Origin of the sequence: Microbulbifer litoralis (assembly GCF_023634065.1) — a bacterium.
Classification (GTDB): domain Bacteria; phylum Pseudomonadota; class Gammaproteobacteria; order Pseudomonadales; family Cellvibrionaceae; genus Microbulbifer; species Microbulbifer litoralis.
In genome coordinates this window covers 140334-161535 of record NZ_JALKCV010000010.1, presented here as the reverse complement: position 1 = coordinate 161535, position 21202 = coordinate 140334, and the positions used below count along the sequence as shown (strand labels likewise).

General features: G+C 63.2%; 20 protein-coding genes. 2 read left to right on the top strand and 18 right to left on the bottom strand.

Features of this window, described 5'->3' with window-relative positions; translation table 11 throughout:
- Positions 1-172: 172 nt before the first annotated feature.
- The 3 genes from prpC to MWN76_RS15230 form a co-directional block, all read right to left on the bottom strand.
- Positions 173-1300: a bifunctional 2-methylcitrate synthase/citrate synthase gene (prpC, locus tag MWN76_RS15240; RefSeq protein WP_250462589.1), complete on the bottom strand. Its 1128-nt coding sequence runs from the start codon at positions 1298-1300 to the stop codon at positions 173-175.
- A 545-nt stretch (positions 1301-1845) separates the two neighbouring features.
- The gene (gene prpB, locus MWN76_RS15235) at positions 1846-2724 is read right to left on the bottom strand and encodes a methylisocitrate lyase (RefSeq protein WP_250462585.1); all 879 of its coding nucleotides are present in this window, start codon (positions 2722-2724) and stop codon (positions 1846-1848) included.
- The gene (locus tag MWN76_RS15230) at positions 2721-3407 is read right to left on the bottom strand and encodes a GntR family transcriptional regulator (protein WP_250462582.1); all 687 of its coding nucleotides are present in this window, start codon (positions 3405-3407) and stop codon (positions 2721-2723) included. The genes prpB and MWN76_RS15230 overlap by 4 nt, the downstream gene beginning before the upstream one ends.
- 338 nt (positions 3408-3745) lie before the next feature.
- Between MWN76_RS15230 and MWN76_RS15225 the strand changes: the two genes are divergently transcribed.
- Positions 3746-4270, top strand: a complete 525-nt coding sequence (locus tag MWN76_RS15225) for a DUF2062 domain-containing protein (RefSeq protein WP_250462578.1) — start codon at positions 3746-3748, stop codon at positions 4268-4270.
- An 80-nt stretch (positions 4271-4350) separates the two neighbouring features.
- Here MWN76_RS15225 and MWN76_RS15220 read toward each other — a convergent pair whose 3' ends face one another.
- From MWN76_RS15220 to MWN76_RS15205, 4 genes are all read right to left on the bottom strand, one after another.
- Complete coding sequence (locus MWN76_RS15220; protein WP_250462575.1) at positions 4351-5610, bottom strand: lipoprotein-releasing ABC transporter permease subunit; 1260 nt, start codon at positions 5608-5610, stop codon at positions 4351-4353.
- Complete coding sequence (gene lolD / locus MWN76_RS15215) at positions 5603-6352, bottom strand: lipoprotein-releasing ABC transporter ATP-binding protein LolD (protein ID WP_250462572.1); 750 nt, start codon at positions 6350-6352, stop codon at positions 5603-5605. Before lolD ends, MWN76_RS15220 begins: the two co-directional genes overlap by 8 nt.
- 121 nt (positions 6353-6473) lie before the next feature.
- Positions 6474-7715, bottom strand: a complete 1242-nt coding sequence (locus MWN76_RS15210) for a lipoprotein-releasing ABC transporter permease subunit (RefSeq protein WP_250462568.1) — start codon at positions 7713-7715, stop codon at positions 6474-6476.
- A 45-nt stretch (positions 7716-7760) separates the two neighbouring features.
- Complete coding sequence (locus MWN76_RS15205; protein WP_250462565.1) at positions 7761-9392, bottom strand: alpha/beta hydrolase; 1632 nt, start codon at positions 9390-9392, stop codon at positions 7761-7763.
- A 173-nt stretch (positions 9393-9565) separates the two neighbouring features.
- Between MWN76_RS15205 and MWN76_RS15200 the strand changes: the two genes are divergently transcribed.
- Positions 9566-9850 (top strand): hypothetical protein, encoded by a 285-nt coding sequence (locus MWN76_RS15200; protein ID WP_250462562.1) that lies wholly within the window; start codon positions 9566-9568, stop codon positions 9848-9850.
- Positions 9851-9936: 86 nt separating this feature from the next.
- Here MWN76_RS15200 and MWN76_RS15195 read toward each other — a convergent pair whose 3' ends face one another.
- From MWN76_RS15195 to MWN76_RS15145, 11 genes are all read right to left on the bottom strand, one after another.
- Positions 9937-10401 (bottom strand): thioesterase family protein, encoded by a 465-nt coding sequence (locus MWN76_RS15195; protein WP_250462560.1) that lies wholly within the window; start codon positions 10399-10401, stop codon positions 9937-9939.
- The gene (gene sthA, locus MWN76_RS15190) at positions 10398-11795 is read right to left on the bottom strand and encodes a Si-specific NAD(P)(+) transhydrogenase (protein WP_250462557.1); all 1398 of its coding nucleotides are present in this window, start codon (positions 11793-11795) and stop codon (positions 10398-10400) included. The genes MWN76_RS15195 and sthA overlap by 4 nt, the downstream gene beginning before the upstream one ends.
- 114 nt (positions 11796-11909) lie before the next feature.
- Positions 11910-12146: a (Na+)-NQR maturation NqrM gene (gene nqrM, locus MWN76_RS15185; protein WP_250462555.1), complete on the bottom strand. Its 237-nt coding sequence runs from the start codon at positions 12144-12146 to the stop codon at positions 11910-11912.
- 24 nt (positions 12147-12170) lie between these two features.
- Positions 12171-13175 (bottom strand): FAD:protein FMN transferase, encoded by a 1005-nt coding sequence (locus MWN76_RS15180; protein WP_250462640.1) that lies wholly within the window; start codon positions 13173-13175, stop codon positions 12171-12173.
- Between the two features lie 95 nt (positions 13176-13270).
- A complete protein-coding gene (gene nqrF, locus MWN76_RS15175; protein WP_250462553.1) occupies positions 13271-14494 on the bottom strand; it encodes an NADH:ubiquinone reductase (Na(+)-transporting) subunit F in 1224 nt (407 codons plus the stop codon).
- Positions 14495-14512: 18 nt separating this feature from the next.
- Positions 14513-15121: an NADH:ubiquinone reductase (Na(+)-transporting) subunit E gene (nqrE, locus tag MWN76_RS15170; protein ID WP_250462551.1), complete on the bottom strand. Its 609-nt coding sequence runs from the start codon at positions 15119-15121 to the stop codon at positions 14513-14515.
- Between the two features lie 2 nt (positions 15122-15123).
- Entirely contained in the window at positions 15124-15795 is a 672-nt protein-coding gene (locus tag MWN76_RS15165; RefSeq protein WP_250462549.1) for an NADH:ubiquinone reductase (Na(+)-transporting) subunit D, read from the bottom strand.
- 2 nt (positions 15796-15797) lie between these two features.
- Positions 15798-16580 (bottom strand): Na(+)-translocating NADH-quinone reductase subunit C, encoded by a 783-nt coding sequence (locus tag MWN76_RS15160; protein ID WP_250462547.1) that lies wholly within the window; start codon positions 16578-16580, stop codon positions 15798-15800.
- Positions 16573-17784: an NADH:ubiquinone reductase (Na(+)-transporting) subunit B gene (locus MWN76_RS15155; RefSeq protein ID WP_250462545.1), complete on the bottom strand. Its 1212-nt coding sequence runs from the start codon at positions 17782-17784 to the stop codon at positions 16573-16575. The genes MWN76_RS15160 and MWN76_RS15155 overlap by 8 nt, the downstream gene beginning before the upstream one ends.
- A gap of 2 nt (positions 17785-17786) precedes the next feature.
- Entirely contained in the window at positions 17787-19127 is a 1341-nt protein-coding gene (locus MWN76_RS15150; protein WP_250462543.1) for a Na(+)-translocating NADH-quinone reductase subunit A, read from the bottom strand.
- 379 nt (positions 19128-19506) lie between these two features.
- The gene (locus MWN76_RS15145; RefSeq protein ID WP_250462637.1) at positions 19507-20970 is read right to left on the bottom strand and encodes a glyceraldehyde-3-phosphate dehydrogenase; all 1464 of its coding nucleotides are present in this window, start codon (positions 20968-20970) and stop codon (positions 19507-19509) included.
- Positions 20971-21202 lie beyond the last annotated feature (232 nt).

Sequence of the window (21202 nt, the reverse complement as noted above, 5' to 3'; positions counted from 1 at the left end):
CTACGGCGAGACTGCGGCCCGCAAGCGGAGCTGGCGGCGGGCGCTCCCGAGCTCCGCGGTCCCAGGCTTGTAGCCCGGATGGAGCGCAGCGCAATCCGGGATTGGCTGCCGTCTGCGGCCCCTCCCGGATTCCGGCGCTGCGCGCCTGCATCCGGGCTACGCGGTCCCAGGGTCAGCCGCGCTCGGCGATCGGCGTCACTTCGCGCAGTTCCGGGCCGGTGTATTCGGCGCTGGGGCGGATGATGCGGTTGTCGGCGCGCTGTTCGAATACGTGGGCGGCCCAGCCGGTGAGGCGGCTCATTACGAAGATCGGGGTGAACAGCTTGGTCGGGATACCCATAAAGTGATAGGCGGAGGCGTGGAAGAAGTCGGCGTTGCAGAACAGCTTCTTCTCGCGCCACATGACTTCCTCGCAGCGCACGGAGACCGGATAGAGCACGTTGTCGCCCACGTCCGCGGCCAGTTTCTCGGACCATTTTTTGATGATGGCGTTGCGCGGGTCGGATTCGGTGTAGACCGCGTGGCCGAAGCCCATGATCTTTTCCTTGCGCTCGAGCATGCCCAGCAGTTCTTTCTCGGCTTCGTCGGCGGAGGAGAAACGCTCGATCAGTGCCATCGCCGCTTCGTTGGCGCCGCCATGTAAGGGGCCGCGCAGGGAGCCGATGGCGCCGGTGATGCAGCTGAACAGGTCGGACAGGGTCGAGGCGCAAACGCGGGCGGTAAAGGTGGAGGCGTTGAACTCGTGCTCGGCGTAGAGGATCAGGGAGACGTTCATCACCTGTTCATGCAATGCGTTGGGCTTCTCGCCGCGCAGCATATGCAGGAAGTGGCCGCCGATGGAGTCGTCGTCGGTTTCGGTTTCGATGCGCACACCGTCGTGGCTGAAGCGGTACCAGTAGCAGATGATGGACGGGAAGGCGGCCAGCAGGCGGTTGGCTTTTTCCTGCTGCTGGTCGAAGGACTCTTCGCCCTCAAGATTGCCCAGCATGGAGCAGCCGGTGCGCATCACATCCATCGGATGGGCGTCGGCGGGGATGCGTTCGAGGACTTCTTTCAATGCCTGTGGCAGGCCGCGCATGGCTTTCAGGATGCCTTTGTAGTCCGCCAGTTGCGCGCGGGTGGGCAGTTCACCGTAGAAAATCAGGTAGGCGACTTCCTCGAACTCACAGTGTTCCGCCAGGTCTTTGACGTCGTAGCCGCGGTAAGTCAGGCCGGAGCCGGAGACACCGACGGTGGACAGTGCGGTTTTGCCGGCCACCTGGCCGCGGAGGCCTGCGCCTCCCTGTTTTTTCTCTGCCATCTTTGATTCCCCTTTTTTAGGAAAGAGTTTTTTGCTTCGTCATACCGGAGAGGATCCGGTGTCCAGTGCTGTGCCTTCCGGCAGCTCCGTCCTGGATCCCGGATCAAGCCCGGGATGACGATGGTTGCGATTTACTGCTTTCGTCATACCGGACTTGATCCGGCATCCAGTGCTGTGCCGTCCGATAACTCCGCTCTGGATCCCGGGTCGAGCCCGGGATGACGGTTGATCACACTCACTGCTCTCGTCATACCGGTCTTGATCCGGTGTCCAGTGCTGTGCCTCCGGCGACTCCGTGCTGGATCCCGGGTCAAGCCCGGGATGACGATGGTTGCGATTTACTGCTTTCGTCATACCGGACTTGATCCGGTATCCAGTGCTGTACCTCCGGCGACTCCGTTCTGGATCCCGGGTCAAGCCCGGGATGACGATGGTTGCGATTTACTGCTTTCGTCATACCGGACTTGATCCGGTATCCAGTGCCGTGCTTCCCAGCGGCTCCGCTCTGGATCCCGGATCAAGTCCGGGATGACGACCGGTGATACCTACTTCTTGAAAAGCTCGTCCAGCTTCTGCTCGAACTCGTGGTAGTTCAGGTAGTCGTACAGCTCGGCGCGGGTCTGCATGGTGTCGACCACGGCCTGTTGGTCGCCGTTTTCGAGAATACTGGTATAGACGTTTTCCGCCGCCTTGTTCATGGCGCGGAAGGCGGACAGCGGGTAGAGGACCATGTCGGCGCCGGCTTCGCCCAGTTCCGCCTTGTTGTAGAGCCTGGTTTTACCGAACTCAGTGATGTTGGCGAGGATCGGTACGTTCAGCGCATCCTTGAAGGCGCGGTAGTGTTCCAGTTCGGTGACGGCTTCGGCGAAGATGCCGTCGGCGCCGGCTTCGATGCAGGCCTGGGCACGGTCGATGGCGGCATCGAGGCCCTCCTGGGCGAAGGAATCGGTGCGCGCCATGATAAAGAAGTCGTCGTCAGTGCGAGCGTCGACGGCGGCCTTGATGCGATCGACCATCTCCTCTTTGGAGACAATCTCCTTGTTCGGGCGGTGGCCGCAGCGCTTCTGCGCCACCTGGTCCTCGATATGCACGGCGCCGGCGCCGGCGCGGATCATTTCTTTTATCGTGCGGGCAATATTGAAGGCGCCGCCCCAGCCGGTGTCGATATCCACCAGCAGCGGCAGTTCGCTGGCGGCGGTGATGCGGCGCACGTCTTCGAGCACGTCGTTGAGGCTGGTTAACCCTAAGTCCGGCAGGCCGTAGGAGGCGTTGGCGACACCGCCGCCGGACAGGTAAATCGCCTGGTGGCCGATGCGCTCGGCCATGATGGCGCTGTAGGCGTTGATGGTGCCGACCACCTGCAGGGGCTTGTTGTCGGCGAGAGCGCGGCGGAAACGGCCGCCGGCGGTCAGTGTCTGGCTCATGGACTACCTCGTGTCAGTTTCTTCTCGATATTCAGTCGCGACGCGCGGATATGGCGCCGCATCAGGATCTCCGCCAGTTCGCCGTCGCCGGCCTCGATGGCTTCGATAATATGGCTGTGCTCGCGGAAGGCCCGCTGCGCGCGCGGGCTGAACATGCCCAACTGGTAGCGGTACATGCGCACGCGGTAGTAGAGGCGGTTGCAGAGGGTGTCGATCAGCAGGTCGTTGTTGGAGGCTTGCACGATGCGGAAGTGGAAGTCGAAATCCCCTTCCGGCTGGTAGTAGCCGGTGCCGGCCTGCAGCTCTTCCTGCTGTTCGTGGCGGGCGAGCATGCGGCGCAGCTCGACCAGGTCTTCCTCGCTGCGTTCCGTGGCCGCCAGGCGGCAGGCCATGCCCTCCAGCGCCTCGCGCACGTCGTAGAGTTCCAGCAGGCCGCGCTCGGTCAGGTCGACGACCCGCGCGCCGACATTGACCCGGCGCTCCAGCAGCCCCAGGGATTCCAGGCGCATTACCGCTTCGCGCAGACTGCCGCGGCTGGCCTCGAAGCGCCGTGCCAGCTCGGGCTCACTGACCTTGCTACCGGCGGGAATGGTGCCGTCGACGATTTCACCACGCAGGGTCACAAACAGCCGTTCGGCCAGGCTCTGGCTGTTCTCCACCGGCTTTGCCTCTGCGTTCTCCACGGCCTGGTGCTCCTCAAGGGCTCAACATTGTCGACAATCTTATAGGGTGAAAACAGTAAAGCACAGACTTATGGTGGTCAATAGGCCAAAACGGCGACTATTGTTGACAATCAGTCATAGAGGGAGACTTTCCCCGGGAGAGTAGTCTTGTAACCCCGATGGGGGCATAATAGCGCCCGCGCGGCGTTTGCCGCCGCGCCGGCTCCCGCCGGTGCAAGACCCGGGCGGGACACTCTATGCTTACCGGTGGCGGCTCAGGGAGCCGGCCCCGGTACACGCTCTGTTTCCCTGGACGACGAAATTGATTGGTTAGCTGCCCGATCCGGATAGATTGAGTTATGCCGAAGAGTATTATCAGGCGCTGGCTGCCAACACCCGAACAGGTTCGCGCCAAGAGTGGCTTGAAGTTTCTCGGCAAGCTGCTGGACGACCCCAACCTCTTCCACCTGAACCGACACTCGGTGTCCGTGGCTTTTGCCGTGGGTGTATTCACCAGCTTCCTGCCCCTGCCGGGCCAGATGATCATCGCCGCGCTGCTGGCGCTGTGGTTCCGCTGCAACCTGCCGCTGTCAATGATCCTGGTGTGGATCAGCAACCCGGTGACCATGCCGGCAATCTTCTACAGCACCTACAAACTGGGCACCTGGCTGCTGGGAACGCCGCCGCTGGATTTCAGGATCGAGCTTTCCTGGGAGTGGCTGTCGGAAGAGGTGGGGAAAATCTGGCTGCCGCTGTTCTTCGGCTCGCTGCTGGCCGGCATTTTCTTCGCCGCCGTGTCCTACTTTGCGATGCAGGCGCTGTGGCGCTGGCATGTGGTGAAGCGGTGGAAGCTGCGGATCCAGAAGCGCTCGGTGATCGGCTGATTCCGGTAGCGTTTTTCTGATCGCCTGGCCCTCGCAGGGGGCGCTGCGCGCACGCCGCCAGCCGGTGCGCACGGCGCACCCTACTCGTGCCGCAGCGCCGCCGCCGGTTGTACCCGGCTCGCCTGCAGCGCCGGGTAGAGTGTCGCCAGCAGGCTGAGCAGCAGGCCGGCACCCACCACCAGGGCCACATCGCCCCACTGCAACTCCGACGGCAGGTAGTCCACCGGGTAGACGTCGGATTTCAGGAACTGTATCCCGAACAGGGATTCGATCGCCGATACCAGGTCCGTCACCACCAGCGAACCGATCACACCCAGCAGGCCGCCGACCGCAGCGCCCACCAGGCCCACCAGCGCGCCCTGGCTGACGAAGGTCAGCAGTATCTCGCGGGTGCTGGCGCCCATGGTGCGCAGAATGGCGATATCGCTGTGCTTGTCGATAACCACCATCACCAGTGTCGACACCACGTTGAAGGCGGCGATGGCGATGATCAGCAGCACCAGCAGGCCCACCAGGTTGCGCGACATCTGGATCGCCTGGTAGAGGTTGCCGTGGGTGCTGCTCCAGTCGTTGCCGTAGAAGTTCTGTGCCGGCAGCTGGCCCAGCAACTGGCGCATGATCCAGTTGGCGTCGAGCATATTCTCGAGCCGCAGTTGCACACCGGCACCGCCGGCGCCAGCGGCCAGGGACTGCGCCTGTTGCCAGTCCACCAGCGCCAGGGACTGGTCCAGCGCGGTGCCTGAGTGGAAGATATCCACCACCCGGAAACCCGCCAGGTGCGCGGCGCGGCGGCCGCCATCGGCACCGCCGCTATCGGGCACGATCAGGGACAGGTGCTCGCCCTTCTTCACGCCCAGTTTGTCGGCGATACCGCGGCCGAGGATAACACCGGCTTCGGCGGGATTGGTCAGTGTCGCCAGGCTTTCCGGCGCCAGGAACTGGCCGATATTGGAGACCTCGACAATGGTCTGCGGATTGATGCCCTGCACCAGCAGCGGCGCAACCTCCCTGCCCTTGCGGGCCAGCGCATTGACCTGCCACACCTCGGCGGCGGCCACTACCTGCGGCTCGGCCGCCAGTTGGTCGCGCACCGCCGGCCAGTCGATATCGGCGCTGGCGTTGTAGATGGTGGCGTGCGGCATGATGCCGAGGATGCGCTCGCGCAACTCGCGGTCGAAACCGTTCATGACCGACATGACGACGATCATCAGCGCCACACCCAGGATCAGGCCGATCATCGACAGCCCGGAGATAAACGACACCAGCCCGGCGGAGTCCTCGCCGCGGCGCTGGGCGCCGGCGTAGCGCAGGCCGATAAACGCGGGCAGCGGCCTAAACATGGTCACCCTGGTGCCAGTCACTCTCCAGCTTGCCGTCGATCAGGTGCAGGGTGCGGTCCAGCGCCGCAGCCAGGTCCGGGTCGTGGGTGACGATCACGAAACTGATGCCGAGGTCGCGGTTGAGACGGTCCATCAGTTTGTGAATCTCCCTGCCGGTGGCGCGGTCGAGGTTGCCGGTGGGTTCGTCCATCAACACACAGGCCGGGCGAGTGACCAGCGCGCGCGCGATCGCAACCCGCTGGCGCTCGCCGCCGGAGAGTTGCGAGGGCTTGTGGCTCAGGCGTTCACCGAGGCCGACGGCCTCCAGCATTTCCGTGGCCTCCGCGCGCGCCTCGGCCACCGGGCGCTTGCCGATCAGCAGCGGCATGGCCACATTTTCCAGCGCGGAGAACTCGTTCAGCAGGTGGTGGAACTGGTAGACGAAACCGAGGCTGCTGTTGCGCAGCCAGCCGCGCTGGTTGGCATCCAGCTCGGCCAGGTTTTTACCCGCAACGTGCACGGAGCCGGAGCTGGGTGTATCCAGCCCGCCGAGCAGGTTCAGCAGCGTCGACTTGCCGGAACCGGAAGCGCCGACGATGGACAGTTTTTCGCCCTTGCGCACTGCCAGCTCGACGCCGCACAGTACTTCCAGGTCCCTGTTGCCCTGGCGGTAGTGCTTGCGCAGCTCGCGACAGGCCAGCACCACTTCGGCGGCATTCGCGGGCGCGGCCTGCTCGGATTCTATTTCCACTTCGCTATTCATCAATTTTTCTTGGCTCAGTTTTTTCGACTCCCGCCTGCCTGTAGGGTGCGCCGCGCGCACCGCGATAGCGGGATTTCAACACGGGCAGACGGTGCGCACGGCGCACCCTACCATTTAGCGATCACTCGTACCGCAACGCTTCCGCCGGCTGTATCTGCGCCGCGCGCCAGGCCGGGAACAGGGTTGCCAGCAGGCTCATCAGCACCGCCGCGGTCAGCACTATGACCACGTCGCCGGTGCGCAGTTCTGAAGGCAGGAAGCTGACGAAGAAGACGCGCGGATCGAAGATCTTCATGCCCAGCAGGTTTTCCATCCAGCCGACCATCTCCGTCAGGTTGAAGGCGATCAGTATGCCCAGCACCGCGCCGATAAAGGCGCCGATAATGCCGATGGCACTGCCCTGCACCACGAACACCGACATGATCTGCCGCGAGGTCAAACCCAGTGTGCGCAGCACGGCGATATCCGAACGCTTGTCGGCCACCATCAGCACCAGTGCGGAGACGATATTGAAGGCGGCAACGGCGACGATGATCATCAGCATCAGCGTGACGACCGTCTTCTCCATTTTCACGGCCTGGAACAGGCTGCCCTGGGAGTGGCTCCAGTCCTCGCCGCTGAAACCCTGGCCGAGGGATTCGGCATAGGGGGCGACACGGCCGAGGGCGTTGTCCATATCGTCGAAGCGCAACTGCAGGCCCTGGGCCCTTCCGCTCATTCTCAGTAGCCGCGCGGCGTCGTCGATATGGACCAGCGCCAGGCTCTGGTCCACCTGGGCGCCGACGGAGAAGACCCCGGCCACGGTGAAACGCTTGGTGCGCGGGAAAATACCGGCTGGGGTAATGACCACCTCGGGCAGCGTCAGCACCACGCTGTCGCCGGGGACCACGTCCAGCTGCCGGGCGAGAATGCGCCCGAGCACGATGTTGTAGCTGCGCGACTGCAGCGCATCCAGGCTGCCCATCAGGATATGCTCGCCCACCGCGGAGACATCGCGCAGCGCCTGCGGCTCCACGCCCTGGAATTCGACCCCGTGGCTGTTGCCGTTGGCCGCCAGCAGCGCAAAGCCGCGCACGAAGGGACTGGCCGCCTCCACATGGGGCCGTTGTTCAAGCTGTGCGGCGGCGGAATGCCAGTCCTCCAGGCCGCCGGTTTTCTCCACGAAACCGTGCGGCACCACACTGAGGATGCGGGTCTTCAATTCGCGGTCGAAGCCGTTCATGACCGAAGTCACCACAATCAGCGCCATCACACCCAGCGCCATGCCGAGCAGGGAGAAGCCGTTGATAAAGGAGATGAACTGCTGCCGGCGGCGGGCGGCCACGTAACGCAGGCCGATAAACAGGGGAACGGGCTTTATCATAGCGGGTGATTTAAGCGGAAAAACTGCGGGAAAGCCAACCCTGCGTCAGATCTTGTTGTACTGCAACAGTTTTTTGCGCAGCCGCTCCAGCTTCTCCTCGCTCCAGCCCTCCGGTTCCGTCAGCTTGAACCAGGCGTGCACATAATCCGCCGGTGCATAGCTGTGGCCGAAACCCATCGGCGCTACCCCGGCGTGCATGTCCGCGGCCAGCTGGAACATGGTCACGATCGGGTACCACTGCAGGTCCGGCGACACGTCCCGACCCCGCGGCGGCTTCATCCAGGCCGGCTTGCGGTAGGCCGCTTCCGGCTCGAAGAAGACGATCGGGTCGCTGGCGTGCTGCAGGTAGGCCAGGCGGAAGTTGCCCCAGGGCGCCTCGCCCTGGTCGTAGCCGCCGAAGTGGTTGCCGAAGCGCACCACCGCACCGTCGCGGAACTGCGGCAGCCAGGCCGGGGAGCCCGGATCGCGCTCCGCCGTGACCTGCCGCCAGGTATTACTGCGAAACGGCGGGCCAGTCCAGAGCGCCCCCTCGAAGGGATCGTCGATAATGTCGTAGAAATCGAAGGAGCGGTCCGAGTTCAGCGCGCCCAGGCTGAGCCCGAACAGGAACAGCCGCGGCCGCGCGCCCTCCGGCAGGCTGCTCCAGTGTCCGTAGATCGCGTCGAACAGCGCCTCCGCCGTCTCCCGACCGTAGGCGTCCTCGGTCATCAGCGCGATGGGGCTGGGCAGGTAGGAATACTGCGCGGCGACGCTGGCGATATCCCCGCGGTGCAGGTACTCCACCGAGTTGATGGCCCCCGGGTCCACCCAGCCGGTACCGGTGGGCGTGATCAGGATCAGCACCGAGCGCTCGAAGCCGCCCAGCCGCTGCAGTTCCTCCAGCGCCAGCCTCGCACGCTGCTGCGGTGTCGCGGCCGCATTCAGCCCCACATAGACCCGGATCGGCTCCCTGGCCTCGCCATCCAGTTCGCGGATGTCCCCGACCGTGGGGCCGAGCGCCAGGTAGCGGCGCCCCTGGTGCCCCATATCCTGCCAGCGCAGCAGGGAATCGGCGCCGCCGGGTTTCTGCGGATCGGTGGGCGCGGGCATATCCGGCGCGATGCGCGCATCGAGTTCCCGGTAGACGTTGTCCACCTTGCGCAATGCGGCGCTCAACAGCACATCATCGACGATGGCCCAGAAGAGTGCGAATGCCGCCACCAGCCCCACCAGCATGGAAATACGCGGCGGTATCACCCGTTGCAGCTTGTGGGACACGAAATGAAAGGTGCGCAAAAACAGCCGCCCCAGCATCAGCAGCACCAGGAACAGCAGCAGCGCGATCAGGGCGACGGTGTAGGGGCGCACGCCGGGCACCGGCTCCAGCCCCATCAGCTCGCGCACCGAGTTCTGCCAGCCGCTGGCCTGCCACAGGAAACCGAAGGCCAGCAGCGCGCAGAGCAGGGTCGCCAGCCACTCCAGAATGCGCTGGACCTTGTCGCCCGGCTTGCGGAATTCCAGGAAGCCCCACAACCAGACGCAGAAAACACCCACCGCATAACCCGCGGTAAACGAGAGACCGGATATGACGCCCTGGACCACGGCGCTGCGGGGAATCAGGGACGGGGTCAGCGAAAGCGCGAAAAAAGCCGTGCCAACCAGCAGTCCGGTTGTGGAGAAATATTGTCCAATCCGCATTCTTGGGTGTCCGCTTCAACGGGTTCGATTCCCCAGATTAGCACAGGCACCGCGGCGCTCCGCCACTGGAGACCTGCGGCCGATATTGGAAAAACGTGAAGAATGCCAAGTGTTTAGGCACAATATCTGCTTTAATGCAGACCGATCCAGAACAAGAACCCGGAGAAGGACACATGTTCAACAAGCTCCGCACATCCCTGCTCGCCACCGCCCTGCTCCTGCCGATGGGCGCCGCCGCAGACACGCTGGAAGTCCCGGTGGGGGCACAGGGGGAAGCCACCCGCATCGAACAGGTGCGCGGCCTGAAGAAAGAAGAGATTACGGCGCGCCTGGGCGATCCCATCGGTATCCAGGGCCCGGTGGGCGAGCCGGCCATCACCCGCTGGGAGTACGCAGACTTCTACGTCTACTTCGAATGGGATGTGGCGCTGCACACGGTGAAGAAGCACCGGGGCTAGAAAGTTAACATTGCAAAGGCCCACCAGCCGCCGATGAGAGGCTGGTGGCGGGAAGCCCCGATCGACAAAGGGTCGGCGGTGCCCCCTCAGTACAAATAGGTCGCCGTACCCGTGGCGAGCAATTCGCCCCGCTCATTGCTCAATTCCATCCGCGTCACCACCAGCTTGTTGCCGGTGCGCAGAATCGAGCCCTGGCAGAGAAACTCCTCCCCCCTGCCCGGCTTCAGGTAATCCACCCGCATATCGACCGTGCCGAGCTTTGACAGCCGCTCGGTCTTTTCCTGCCAGGCGATATTCCCCAGCCGCTCGTAGGCGGCCACCATTGCGGTGAGGCCGCCGACGGTATCCAGCGCCGTGGCCATGACGCCGCCGTGCAGGATCTTCTGCCACGGATTGCCGATCAGTTCCGGGCGCAGTTCGAAGCGCGCTGACAGGGTCAGCTTTTCCAGGTCCAGGTCCTGCATCTCCAGGCCGATCTGCCGGTTGAACGGGATCTGCTCGAAGAAGCCCTTGACCAGTTCGCGGAACTCGCTCGGCGAGGGCTGCGTCACAGTCGCGCCACCCGGTTGAGCCCGTCCAGCGCCGCACTGCGGTAGGCCTCGGCCATGGTCGGGTAGTTGAAGGTGGTGTTGACGAAGAAATCGATCGTATTGTTCGGCGCCGGCTGTTTCATGATGGCCTGGCCGATATGCACGATCTCCGCCGCCTCGGCACCGAAGCAGTGGATGCCGAGAATCTCGCGGGTCTCGATGTGGAACAGGATCTTCAGCATGCCCACCCGCTCGCCGGAAATCTGCGCGCGCGCGGTGTGCTTGAACAGCGCGCGGCCCACTTCGTAGGGCACTTTCGCGGCCGTCAGTTCGGATTCGGTTTTGCCCACCGAGGAGATCTCGGGCAGCGTATAGATACCGGTGGGCGCATCCTCGATCACCCGGTGCCCGCGGCCGGCGATGGCGGCGGCCACGGCGCGGCCCTGGTCGTAGGAGGCACTGGCCAAACTGGGCCAGCCGATCACATCGCCCACCGCGAAGACATTGTCCACCTCGGTGCAATAGTGCTCGTCGACACTCAGTTGGCCGCGGTGGTTGGCCTCCAGGCCGATGTTGTCCAGGCCCAGGGTGCCGGTATTGCCGGAGCGGCCGTTACACCACAGCAGTGCGTCCGCGTGAATGCGTTTGCCGGACTGCATTTCCATGATCACGCCACTGTCTGTGGGCACGACCCTGGCGTACTCTTCGCGGTGTCGCACGGCGACGCCCATGTCGCGCAGGTGGTAACTGAGCGCATCGGAGATCTCGTCGTCGAGGAATTCCAGCAGGCTGCCGCGGGTGTTGATCAGGTCCACCTTCACACCCAGCGCGGCAAAAATGGAGGCGTACTCGCAGCCGATCACGCCGGCGCCGTAGATCATGATCGAGTGCGGCGTATGCTGCATATCCAGGATGGTGTCGCTGTCGTAGACACGCGGATGCCCGAAGTCCACATCGGCCGGGCGGTAGGGGCGCGAACCGGTGGCGACGATGAACTTTTCCGAGGTGATGATCTCGGCGGCACCATCCGGCAACTGGACTTCCAGGCTGTTGGCATCGCGGAATTTCGCCTCGCCCAGAATCAATTCCACGCGGTTGCGCGCGTAGAAGCTGGTATGCATTTCCACCTGGTAGGAGATCACCTTGTTGACCGACTGCATGACTTCCGGGAAAGTCAGCCGGCGCGGTTCGCCCAGGGCGCGGAATACCGGCTGGGTGTTGTAGCGCATCAGTTGCTTGACCGCATGGCGCAGCGCCTTCGAGGGAATGGTGCCCTTGTGGGTACAGTTGCCGCCGACCGCCGAGTAGCGCTCCACTACCGCGACGCGCATGCCCTTTTTCGCCGCGCTCATGGCCGCGGCTTCACCGGCCGGGCCGGAGCCGATTACTACCAGGTCGAATTTTTGTTCTGCCATCTACAAGCTCTGGTTTATCCGTTTAATCGTGGTCTGTAGGGTGCGCCGTGCGCACCGCAAACTGGATCGGTGCGCACGGCGCACCCTACGCCCTCCCCTCCTGCTGGAGAGGGATCAGCGTTTGGTAGCGTCGTAGGCCAGGTCGGCGCCACCGGCCAGGCGCTGCTGGCGCTCCTGCTCTTTCTTGCACTCGTCGTCATCGCCGCCGCAGATCTCGCAGTCCTGCTTCATGCCGATATTGTTGAGGCCGCCACAGGAGCCCTTGAGGGGTTTGTTCTGCAGTATCGCACCCAATGCCATACCGGTCATGATCAGCACCATGGCGATAAATGCAAAAATGAAGATGGTCATTGCCAGTACCTCACTGCCCGGACACTATTGCCGGGATTTTTCCAGATAGGGTTCGAAGGCGCGGCTATAGCGCTCCTCGAATCCCGCGTCGGTTTTCACCAACATGAATACGGCGAGATTTTCCGCCTGTGCCAATTCCAGCCCGGCTTCCGCACCCAGCACATTCAGGGCCGTGGCCAGGCCATCCGCCTCGGCACAGTTGTCGGCGATCACCGTCACTGACGCCAGGCGATGCTGCAACGGGCGGCCGGTGCGCGGGTCGATGCTGTGCGCATAGCGGACACCGTTGCGCTCGTAGTAGTTGCGGTAATCGCCACTGGTAGCAACCGCCTTGCCGCTGACCTCGATGGGCTCCTGCACCACCTGACCGGTGGGATCGGGGCTCTCGATGCCGATGCGCCAGGGCCTGTTCTTTGGATTCCGGCCCTGGGTGCGCAGTTCCCCGCCCACCTCGACCAGGTAGTTGCGGATGCCCTGCGCCTCCAGCAGCGCTGCCACGCGATCGACGCCGTGCCCCTTGGCAATGGCCGACAGGTCGACCTCCACCGGGCGGCTGCGGGTCACGCGGTCCGGATTGCGCTCGACCGTCAGCGCATCGGAACCGATCTGTTCGCGCAGCCTGTCGATGGTCGCGTCGTCCGGCACCTTTTCCGGTTCCGGCTGCGGGCCGAAGCCCCACAGGTTGACCAGCGGGCCGACGGTGACATCGAAGGCGCCGCCACTGCGCCGGTAGATATCCAGCGAGCGCGCCAGCACATCGGCCAGGTGGGCGCTGACCGGGACCGCCTGCCCCACCGGGCCACGGTTGAAGCGCATCAGTTCCGAGTCGTCGATATAGGTCGACATTTCCCGGTTGACCTGCGCCAGCTCCGCATCCACCCGTTGCTGCAGTTTGCCCTTCTTCACCGCCGCGGGCACATCCACCACGGTGATGTGATAGCGGGTGCCCATGGTGGGCCCGCTGAGTTGCCAGTTGCGCTCCGCCGGTGAGCAGGCGGACAGCGCCAGCGCGCCGGCGACCGTCCACACAAGCAAAAACAGGGCCCGGAATATGGGCCCTGTTTTTGTTGTTATCGGCATTTTGTCAGCAGTAAACAATATCGCTACTCCGATCAGCCGACCTGTCAACCACCGAAGTCGTCGAGCATGATGTTCTCATCCTCTACGCCCAGGTCCTTGAGCATATTGATCACCGAGGCGTTCATCATGGGCGGCCCACACATGTAGTACTCACAGTCTTCCGGAGCCGGGTGGTCCCTGAGGTAATTCTCGTAGACCACGGTGTGGATGAAGCCGGTGTAGCCGTCCCAGTTGTCTTCCGGTTGCGGATCGGACAGCGCCACGTGCCACTGGAAGTTGTCGAACTCGTCCTGCAGGCCGTTGTAGTCGTCCTCGTAGAACATCTCGCGCAGCGAGCGGGCGCCGTACCAGAAGCTGATTTTGCGCTTGGAGTTCAGGCGCTTGAGCTGGTCGAAGATGTGCGAGCGCATCGGCGCCATACCGGCACCACCGCCGATAAAGACCATCTCGTTGTCGGTGTCCTTGGCGAAGAACTCACCGAAGGGACCGTACACCTTGATCTTGTCGCCCGGCTTGAGGCTGAACACATAGGAGGACATCTGGCCCGGCGGCACCCCTTCGGTGCGCGGCGGCGGCGTGGCGATACGGATGTTGAATTTCACAACACCCTTCTCTTCCGGGTAGTTGGCCATGGAGTAGGCGCGCTGGATCGGCTCGCTGACCTTGGACTCCAGGTTGAAGAAACCGAACCTCTCCCAGTCGCCGCGGTACTCTTCCTCGATATCGAAATCGGAGAATTTCACGTGGTAGGCCGGCGCCTCGAGCTGGACGTAACCGCCCGCGCGGAAGTCGACGTTCTCGCCTTCCGGCAGCTTCAGCGTCAGTTCCTTGATGAAGGTGGCCACGTTGGGGTTGGATTCCACAGTGCACTCCCACTGCTTCACACCGAACACCTCTTCCGGCACCTCGATTTCCATGTCCTGTTTCACCGCCACCTGGCAGGAGAGGCGCTTGCCCTCCTTTGCATCGCGCGGGGTGAAATGGGAGGCCTCGGTGGGCAGCATGTCGCCGCCACCGGATTTGACGATACAGGTGCACTGGGCACAGCTGCCACCGCCGCCACAGGCCGAAGCCAGGAACAGGTTGTTGGCCGCCAGGGTCTGCAGCAGCTTGCCGCCGGCCGGTACGGTCAGGGTCTTTTCGCCGTTGACCAGGATGTTGACGTCACCGGTGTTTACCAGGCGCGAGCGGGCGGCGAGGATCACCGCCACCAGCGCCAGCACGATGACGGTAAACATGGCGACGCCGAGGATAATTTCCAAATTCATAAGATCTTACTCCCCCGCTTAGATGTCGATGCCGCCGAAGGACATGAAGCCCAGGGACATCAGGCCGACGGTGATGAAGGTGATACCCAGGCCTTTCAGGCCATTCGGGACATCGCTGTACTTCAGCTTCTCGCGAATACCGGCCAGTGCGGTAATCGCCAGAGCCCAGCCGAGGCCGGCGCCGAAACCGTAGGCGACACTCTCACCGAAGTTGTATTCGCGCTCCACCATGAACAGCGAGGCACCCATGATGGCGCAGTTCACGGTGATCAGCGGCAGGAACACACCCAGCGCGTTGTAGAGCGCCGGCACATATTTATCCAGGAACATCTCCAGGATCTGTACCAGCGCGGCGATCACGCCGATGTAGGACAGCAGGCCGAGGAAGCTCAGGTCCACATCCGGGTAGCCGGCCCAGGCCAGCGCGCCGTCTTTCAGCAGGTAGGTGTAAATCAGGTTGTTGACCGGTACCGTCAGCGTCAGCACCACGATTACCGCGACACCCAGGCCGACAGCGGCCTCGACCTTCTTGGACACCGCCAGGAAGGTACACATACCGAGGAAGAAGGCCAGCGCCATGTTCTCAACGAACACCGCGCGAATAACCAACGAAATTAAATGTTCCACGATCAGGCCTCCTGCGCTTGTGTCGGGAGAGGTTTGGAGTTGGGCGCAATCCTGAACTCATCCTCTTCCACCTGGGCCGGTTTCCAGGTGCGGATGGCCCAGATAAACAGGCCGATCAGGAAGAAGGCCGAGGGCGGCAGCAGCAGCAGGCCGTTGGGCACATACCAGCCGCCATTGTTGACGGTCGACAGGATCTCGGCGCCGAACAACTTACCGGAGCCGAAGAGCTCGCGGATAAACGCGAGGCCCAGCAGGATCACACTGTACCCCAGGCCGTTACCGATACCGTCGAAGAAGCTCGGCAGCGGCGGGTTCTTCATGGCGAAGGCTTCCGCGCGACCCATGACGATACAGTTGGTGATGATCAGGCCGACGAAGACCGACAGCTGCTTGGAGATGTCGTAAGCCACCGCCTTGATCACCTGGTCCACCAGGATCACCAGCGATGCGATCACTGTCATCTGCACGATGATGCGGATGCTGTTCGGGATCTGCTTGCGGATCAGCGATACCGCCGTGTTGGAAAAGGCCACCACGGTGGTCAGTGCGATACACATGACGATCGTGACCTGCAGCGAGCTGGTCACCGCCAGGGCGGAACAGATGCCGAGAATCTGCAGCGCGATCGGGTTGTTGTTGAAAATGGGTTCGAGCAGAGTGTCTTTTACTTTCATGCTCACGCCTCCCCTGCTTTCAGGTTTTTCAGGAAGGGACCATAGCCTTCACTGCCCAGCCAGAAGTTGATCAGGTTGTTGACCCCCCTGCTGGTCAGGGTAGCACCGGACAGGCCGTCCACCTTGTGCTCGGCATCCGGGGTCCCGGGGCCAACGCTGCCCTTGATCACGGAGATGTCCACGTTGCCTTGATCGTCGTAGACCTCTTTGCCAACCCACTGGGCTTTCCAGTTGGGGTTGTCCACTTCGCCGCCCAGCCCCGGGGTTTCCTTGTGCTCGTAGAAGCCGAGGCCGGCGACGGTCTTGAGATCATCCTGCAGGGCGAGGAAGCCGTACAGGGTGCCCCAGAGGCCGTAACCGCGAACCGGCAGGATGATTTTCTGCAGCTCGCCGTTTTTCTCCACCAGGTACACCTCCTTGATGTGCTCGCGGCGGATGATGTTGGCCCGGTCCTGCTCCGGCGACAGCTTTTCGCTGGCGTCGGCAATCTTCGCGGCCGCGCGGCCGCTGCCGCCCGCCGGCGCCTCATCGGTAAACTGGCCGGTGCGCAGGTCGACATACTTGATGGTGACGTTCTCGAACGCCTCCTCGATCACCTTGGCGTTGTGCTGGTCGGCATCGATCAGGCCACCGGCCATCAGGACGTTGCGCTTCATGTCCAGTTCGGCGTTCGCCTGCTGCTGCGGTTTCAGCATCACCGCCGCGGTGGAAACCACCACCGAGCAGACGAGACACATGATCAGGGCGACCAGCAGCGTGCCCTTTACAGAATCTTTATTAGCCACGTGCCAACCTCCGTTTGATATGGGACTGCACCACAAAGTGGTCAAACAGCGGTGCGAACAGGTTGGCGAACAGGATCGCCAGCATCATGCCTTCCGGGAAGGCAGGGTTCACCACACGAATCAGTACGCACATGACACCGATCAGGATACCGTACCACCAGCGACCGGCGTCGGTCATGGAGGCGGATACCGGGTCGGTGGTCATGAAGATCAGGCCGAAGGCGAAACCGCCCACCACCAGGTGCCAGTACCAGGGTACATTGAACATCGGGTTGGTATCGGAACCGATCATGTTGAACAGGAAGGCGGTAGCCATCATGCCCAGCAGGGTGCCGGCGACGATGCGCCAGCTGGCGATCTTCATGAACAGCAGGATGGCGCCGGCGATCAGGATCGCCAGGGTGGAGGTCTCGCCGATGGAGCCGTGCATGTTGCCGAGGAAGGCGTCGAACCAGCTCAGCTGGCCGCCGGCCACACCCAGGGCACCGTTCTGCACACCTTCGCTGGCCATGGCGGACAGCGCGGTGGCACCGGTGTAGCCGTCCACGGCGGTCCAGACCGCATCGCCGGACATGCTCGCCGGGTAGGCGAAGAACAGGAAGGCGCGGCCGGTCAGGGCCGGGTTCAGGAAGTTCTTGCCGGTACCGCCGAACACTTCCTTGCCGATGACGACGCCGAAGCTGATGCCCATGGCCACCATCCACAGCGGCAGGTCCGGCGGGCAGGCCAGCGCGAACAGGATGGAGGTCACAAAGAAGCCTTCATTGACTTCGTGACCGCGCACCGCCGCGAACAGCACTTCCCAGATGCCGCCGACGATAAACGTTACGGCGTAGATCGGCAGGAAGTACATGGCGCCGTACACCAGGTTGTCCCACAGGCTGGCGGGATCGTAACCGGCCAGTGCACCGATGATGGCGTGGCGCCAGCCGGTCAGTTCCGGGCTGGCCATACCGGCGATGATGGTATTGGCCTGGAAGCCGACGTTCCACATGCCGTAGAACATCGGGATCATGGCGCAGGCCCACACGGTGATCATGATGCGTTTCAGGTCGATGCCGTCGCGCACATGGGATGTGGTCTTGGTGGTTTCCGCGGGCTGGAACAGGCCGGTATCGACGGCCTCGTACAGCGCGTAGAGCTTCTCGTACTTGCCGCCCTTGTGGAAATGCGGCTCAATCGAATCGAGGAATTTACGCAACATCCTTAACCCTCCTTCTCGATACGGGTCAGGTTGTCCCGCAAAATGGGGCCGTACTCGTATTTGCCCGGGCACACGAAGGTGCACAGCGCCAGGTCTTCTTCATCCAGCTCCAGCGCGCCCAGCTTTTGGGCGGTGGCGGTATCGCCGACGATCAGCGCGCGCAGCAGTTGGGTCGGCAGCACGTTCAGCGGCATGACCTTTTCGTAGGTGCCGATCGGCATCAGTGCGCGCTCGGAGCCGTTGGTGCTGGTGGTGAAGTTGAACAGCCGGTTCTTGAACAGGCGGGACAGGTAGATCGGGAAAATCGAGAAACGCTTGTTGCCCGCGCGCAGGTAGTGCAGGAACGGGCGCTCGAGCCCCTCTTCCAGCACACTCACCTGGTTGTGATAGCGGCCCAGGTAAGCCAGCGGGCCGGCGGCGGTGCTGCCGCCGAACACGGATCCGGAGATCACGCGGTTATCGGCCTCTTTCAGTTGGCCGGCGGTCAGCTCGTCCAGGTTGGCACCCAGGCGGGTGCGCAGCAGGCGCGGCTTCTCAACCTGCGGGCCGCCGAGGGCGACGACGCGATCGGTGAACAGCTTGCCGGTGGCAAACAGCTTGCCGACGGCGATCACGTCCTGGTAGCCGATGGTGAAGACACTGCGGCCGGTCTTGACCGGGCTCAGGTAGTGGACATGGGTTCCGGGCAGGCCCGCCGGGTGCGGACCGGCGAAGGTCTCGCGACGGATATTGCCCGCTTCGGGCACCGGGATATCGGCGTCCGGGGCGGTGCAGACGTAGGTGGTATCCGCGAGCCGGGACAGGATCTCGACCCCCTGGGAGAAGGCCTCGCGCTGCTCGGCAATCACGATGGCCGGATCCGCGGCCAGCGGGTTGGTGTCCATCGCGTTGATGAAGACTGCCACCGGCTCCGCGTCCAGGGCGGGCACCTTGCTGAACGGACGGGTGCGCAGTGCGGTCCAAAGACCGGACTCGACCAGGTTCTGGCGCACCTGCTCGGCAGTCAGGCTGCCCAGCTGGTCGGCGCTGTAGCTGGCAAACTGCTCGGCCTCGTCGCCATCGATCTCGATGACCACGGACTGCAGCGCGCGGCGGGCGCCGCGGTTGATCGCCACTACGCGACCGCCAGCCGGCGCCGTGTAGCGCACACCTTCGGTCTTCTTGTCGGTAAACAGCAGCTGTCCGAGTTTGACGCTATCCCCCTCGGCCACCTCCATGGTCGGCTTCATCCCGTGGTAATCGGGGCCGAGCACAGCGACGGTCTTGAGTGCAGGGCCATCCTGGATGGCCTGCTCGGGCGCGCCGGATATGGGTAAATCCAATCCCCGACGGATCTTTCTCATACGCCTATGCCTAAGTTTCTAGTTTAAAAAGTATGCAAACAGTGACTGCACGTCCGGACGCACAGCGAAACGCTGATCCGCGCCCGGATCGCGAAGTCACTCTTTGGGAATTCGCGCGTATGCGAGGGCTTAAACCGCTTTGCCCGGGATCGGGACAGGAGAGAACTTCTCGGCGCACGGCGGCCCCGCCAAAATCGCGCGCATTATAAAGATGGGACGGGAGGTTTACCAGAGTGCCAGCCCGCGAATCGACGAACCGATAGGAAAATTTTGCTGAAAAAACAGGGATTTGAGGGAGTTGGCCGGGGCGGCCGGGCCCTTCAGCCCGGTCGCCGGGCGGCCTGCACAACCGCCCCGCAGGGCCCGCGGGCCCGGCGCATCAATCCTTTTTCGGGAACAGCTCGTAGCGGACGCCGGCCATATCCTCCAGGCAGCGTACCACCTGGCAGCTGTAGCCGAACTCGTTGTCGTACCAGCAGTAGAGCACGGCGTTCTTGCCATCGACGATGGTGGCGATGGAGTCGAACACACAGGCGCGGCGGGAGCCGACGAAGTCGCTGGAGACCACTTCCGGGGAGTTGGTGTAGTCGATCTGCTGGCGCAGCGGCGAGTGCAGCGCCACCTCGCGCATGTAGTCGTTGACCTCATCCTTGGTGGTCTCGCGGCCCAGGTTCAGGTTCAGGATCGCCATGGACACGTTCGGGGTCGGCACGCGGATGGCATTGCCGGTCAGCTTGCCCTTCAGCTCCGGCAGCGCCTTGGCCACCGCCTTGGCAGCGCCGGTCTCGGTCAACACCATGTTCAGCGCGGCGGCGCGGCCGCGGCGCTCGCCCTTGTGGTAGTTGTCGATCAGGTTCTGGTCGTTGGTGTAGGCGTGTACCGTCTCCACGTGGCCGTGCTCGACACCGAAGCCGTCCATCATCGCCTTCAGCACCGGCACGATGGCGTTGGTGGTACAGGAAGCCGCGGACAGGATCTTGTCGTCGTCGGTGATCTCGCCATTGTTGATGCCGTAGACGACATTCTTGATATCGCCCTTGCCCGGCGCAGTCAGGATCACTTTGGAGGCGCCCCGGCTTTCCAGGTGCTTGCTCAGGCCGGCCTCGTCGCGCCAGACACCGGTGCTGTCGACGATGATGGCGTCGTGGATACCGTGTTCGGTGTAATCCACCTCCTGCGGGGAATCGGCGTAGATCACCTTGATTTCGTTGCCGTTGCAGATCAGGCTGCTGGTCTCTTCATCCACGCGGATGGTGCCCTTGAAGGCGCCGTGAACCGAATCGCGGCGCAGCAGCGACGCGCGCTTGACCAGGTCGTTCGGCGCCTTGCCCTTGCGCAGCACGATGGCGCGCAGGCGCAGTACATCGCCGCTGCCGGCCTTGTCGATCAACAGGCGCGCCACCAGGCGGCCGATGCGGCCGAAGCCGTAGATCACCACGTCGCGCGGCTCCGGCAGCGGTTTGCCGGCGCCCTCGGCGTCGACCAGCTCCCGCTGGACGAATTCGTCTACGGACAGGCCGTTGCCGTCGCGCATGAACTTGTTGGTCAGGGTACCCAGGTCGATATGCACCGGCCCCAGGTCCAGCTTGCAGATGGCCTCCAGCACCGGGAAGGTTTCCCACTCAGAGAGCTCGTTCTCCTCGACCTGCCGCACAAAGCGGTGCGCCTTCATGATGCTCAGCACGGAGCGGTTCACCAGGTTGCGGCCGTACATATAGATACCGACGTTGCGCTCGCGGTTGAGCTTGCCGATCATCGGGATCATGGCTTCGGCCAGCGCTTCGCGCTCTTTCCAGTCCTTGAAAAAGTCAGCGGGCTTTGGTCGCTTCTGAGTCACTGTCAGACACCTCTGCAATGTGATTTGTAGGCGGGAAATTCGCGGCCTGCGAGCCGGGGCCCGACCGCGTGGCTGCGGAATATAGGCACTGCACCGCAGGCGCGCAACCGCACAAAAAAACGGCAAAAATCTGTAGTAAAACTACCAATTCACCAGCGGGCAAAAGCGGGACCTTTCCGTCTCCGGGGCCCTGTTTCAACCACCCGTTTTTATCCCGCCACTGCACCCGCGGGAGTTC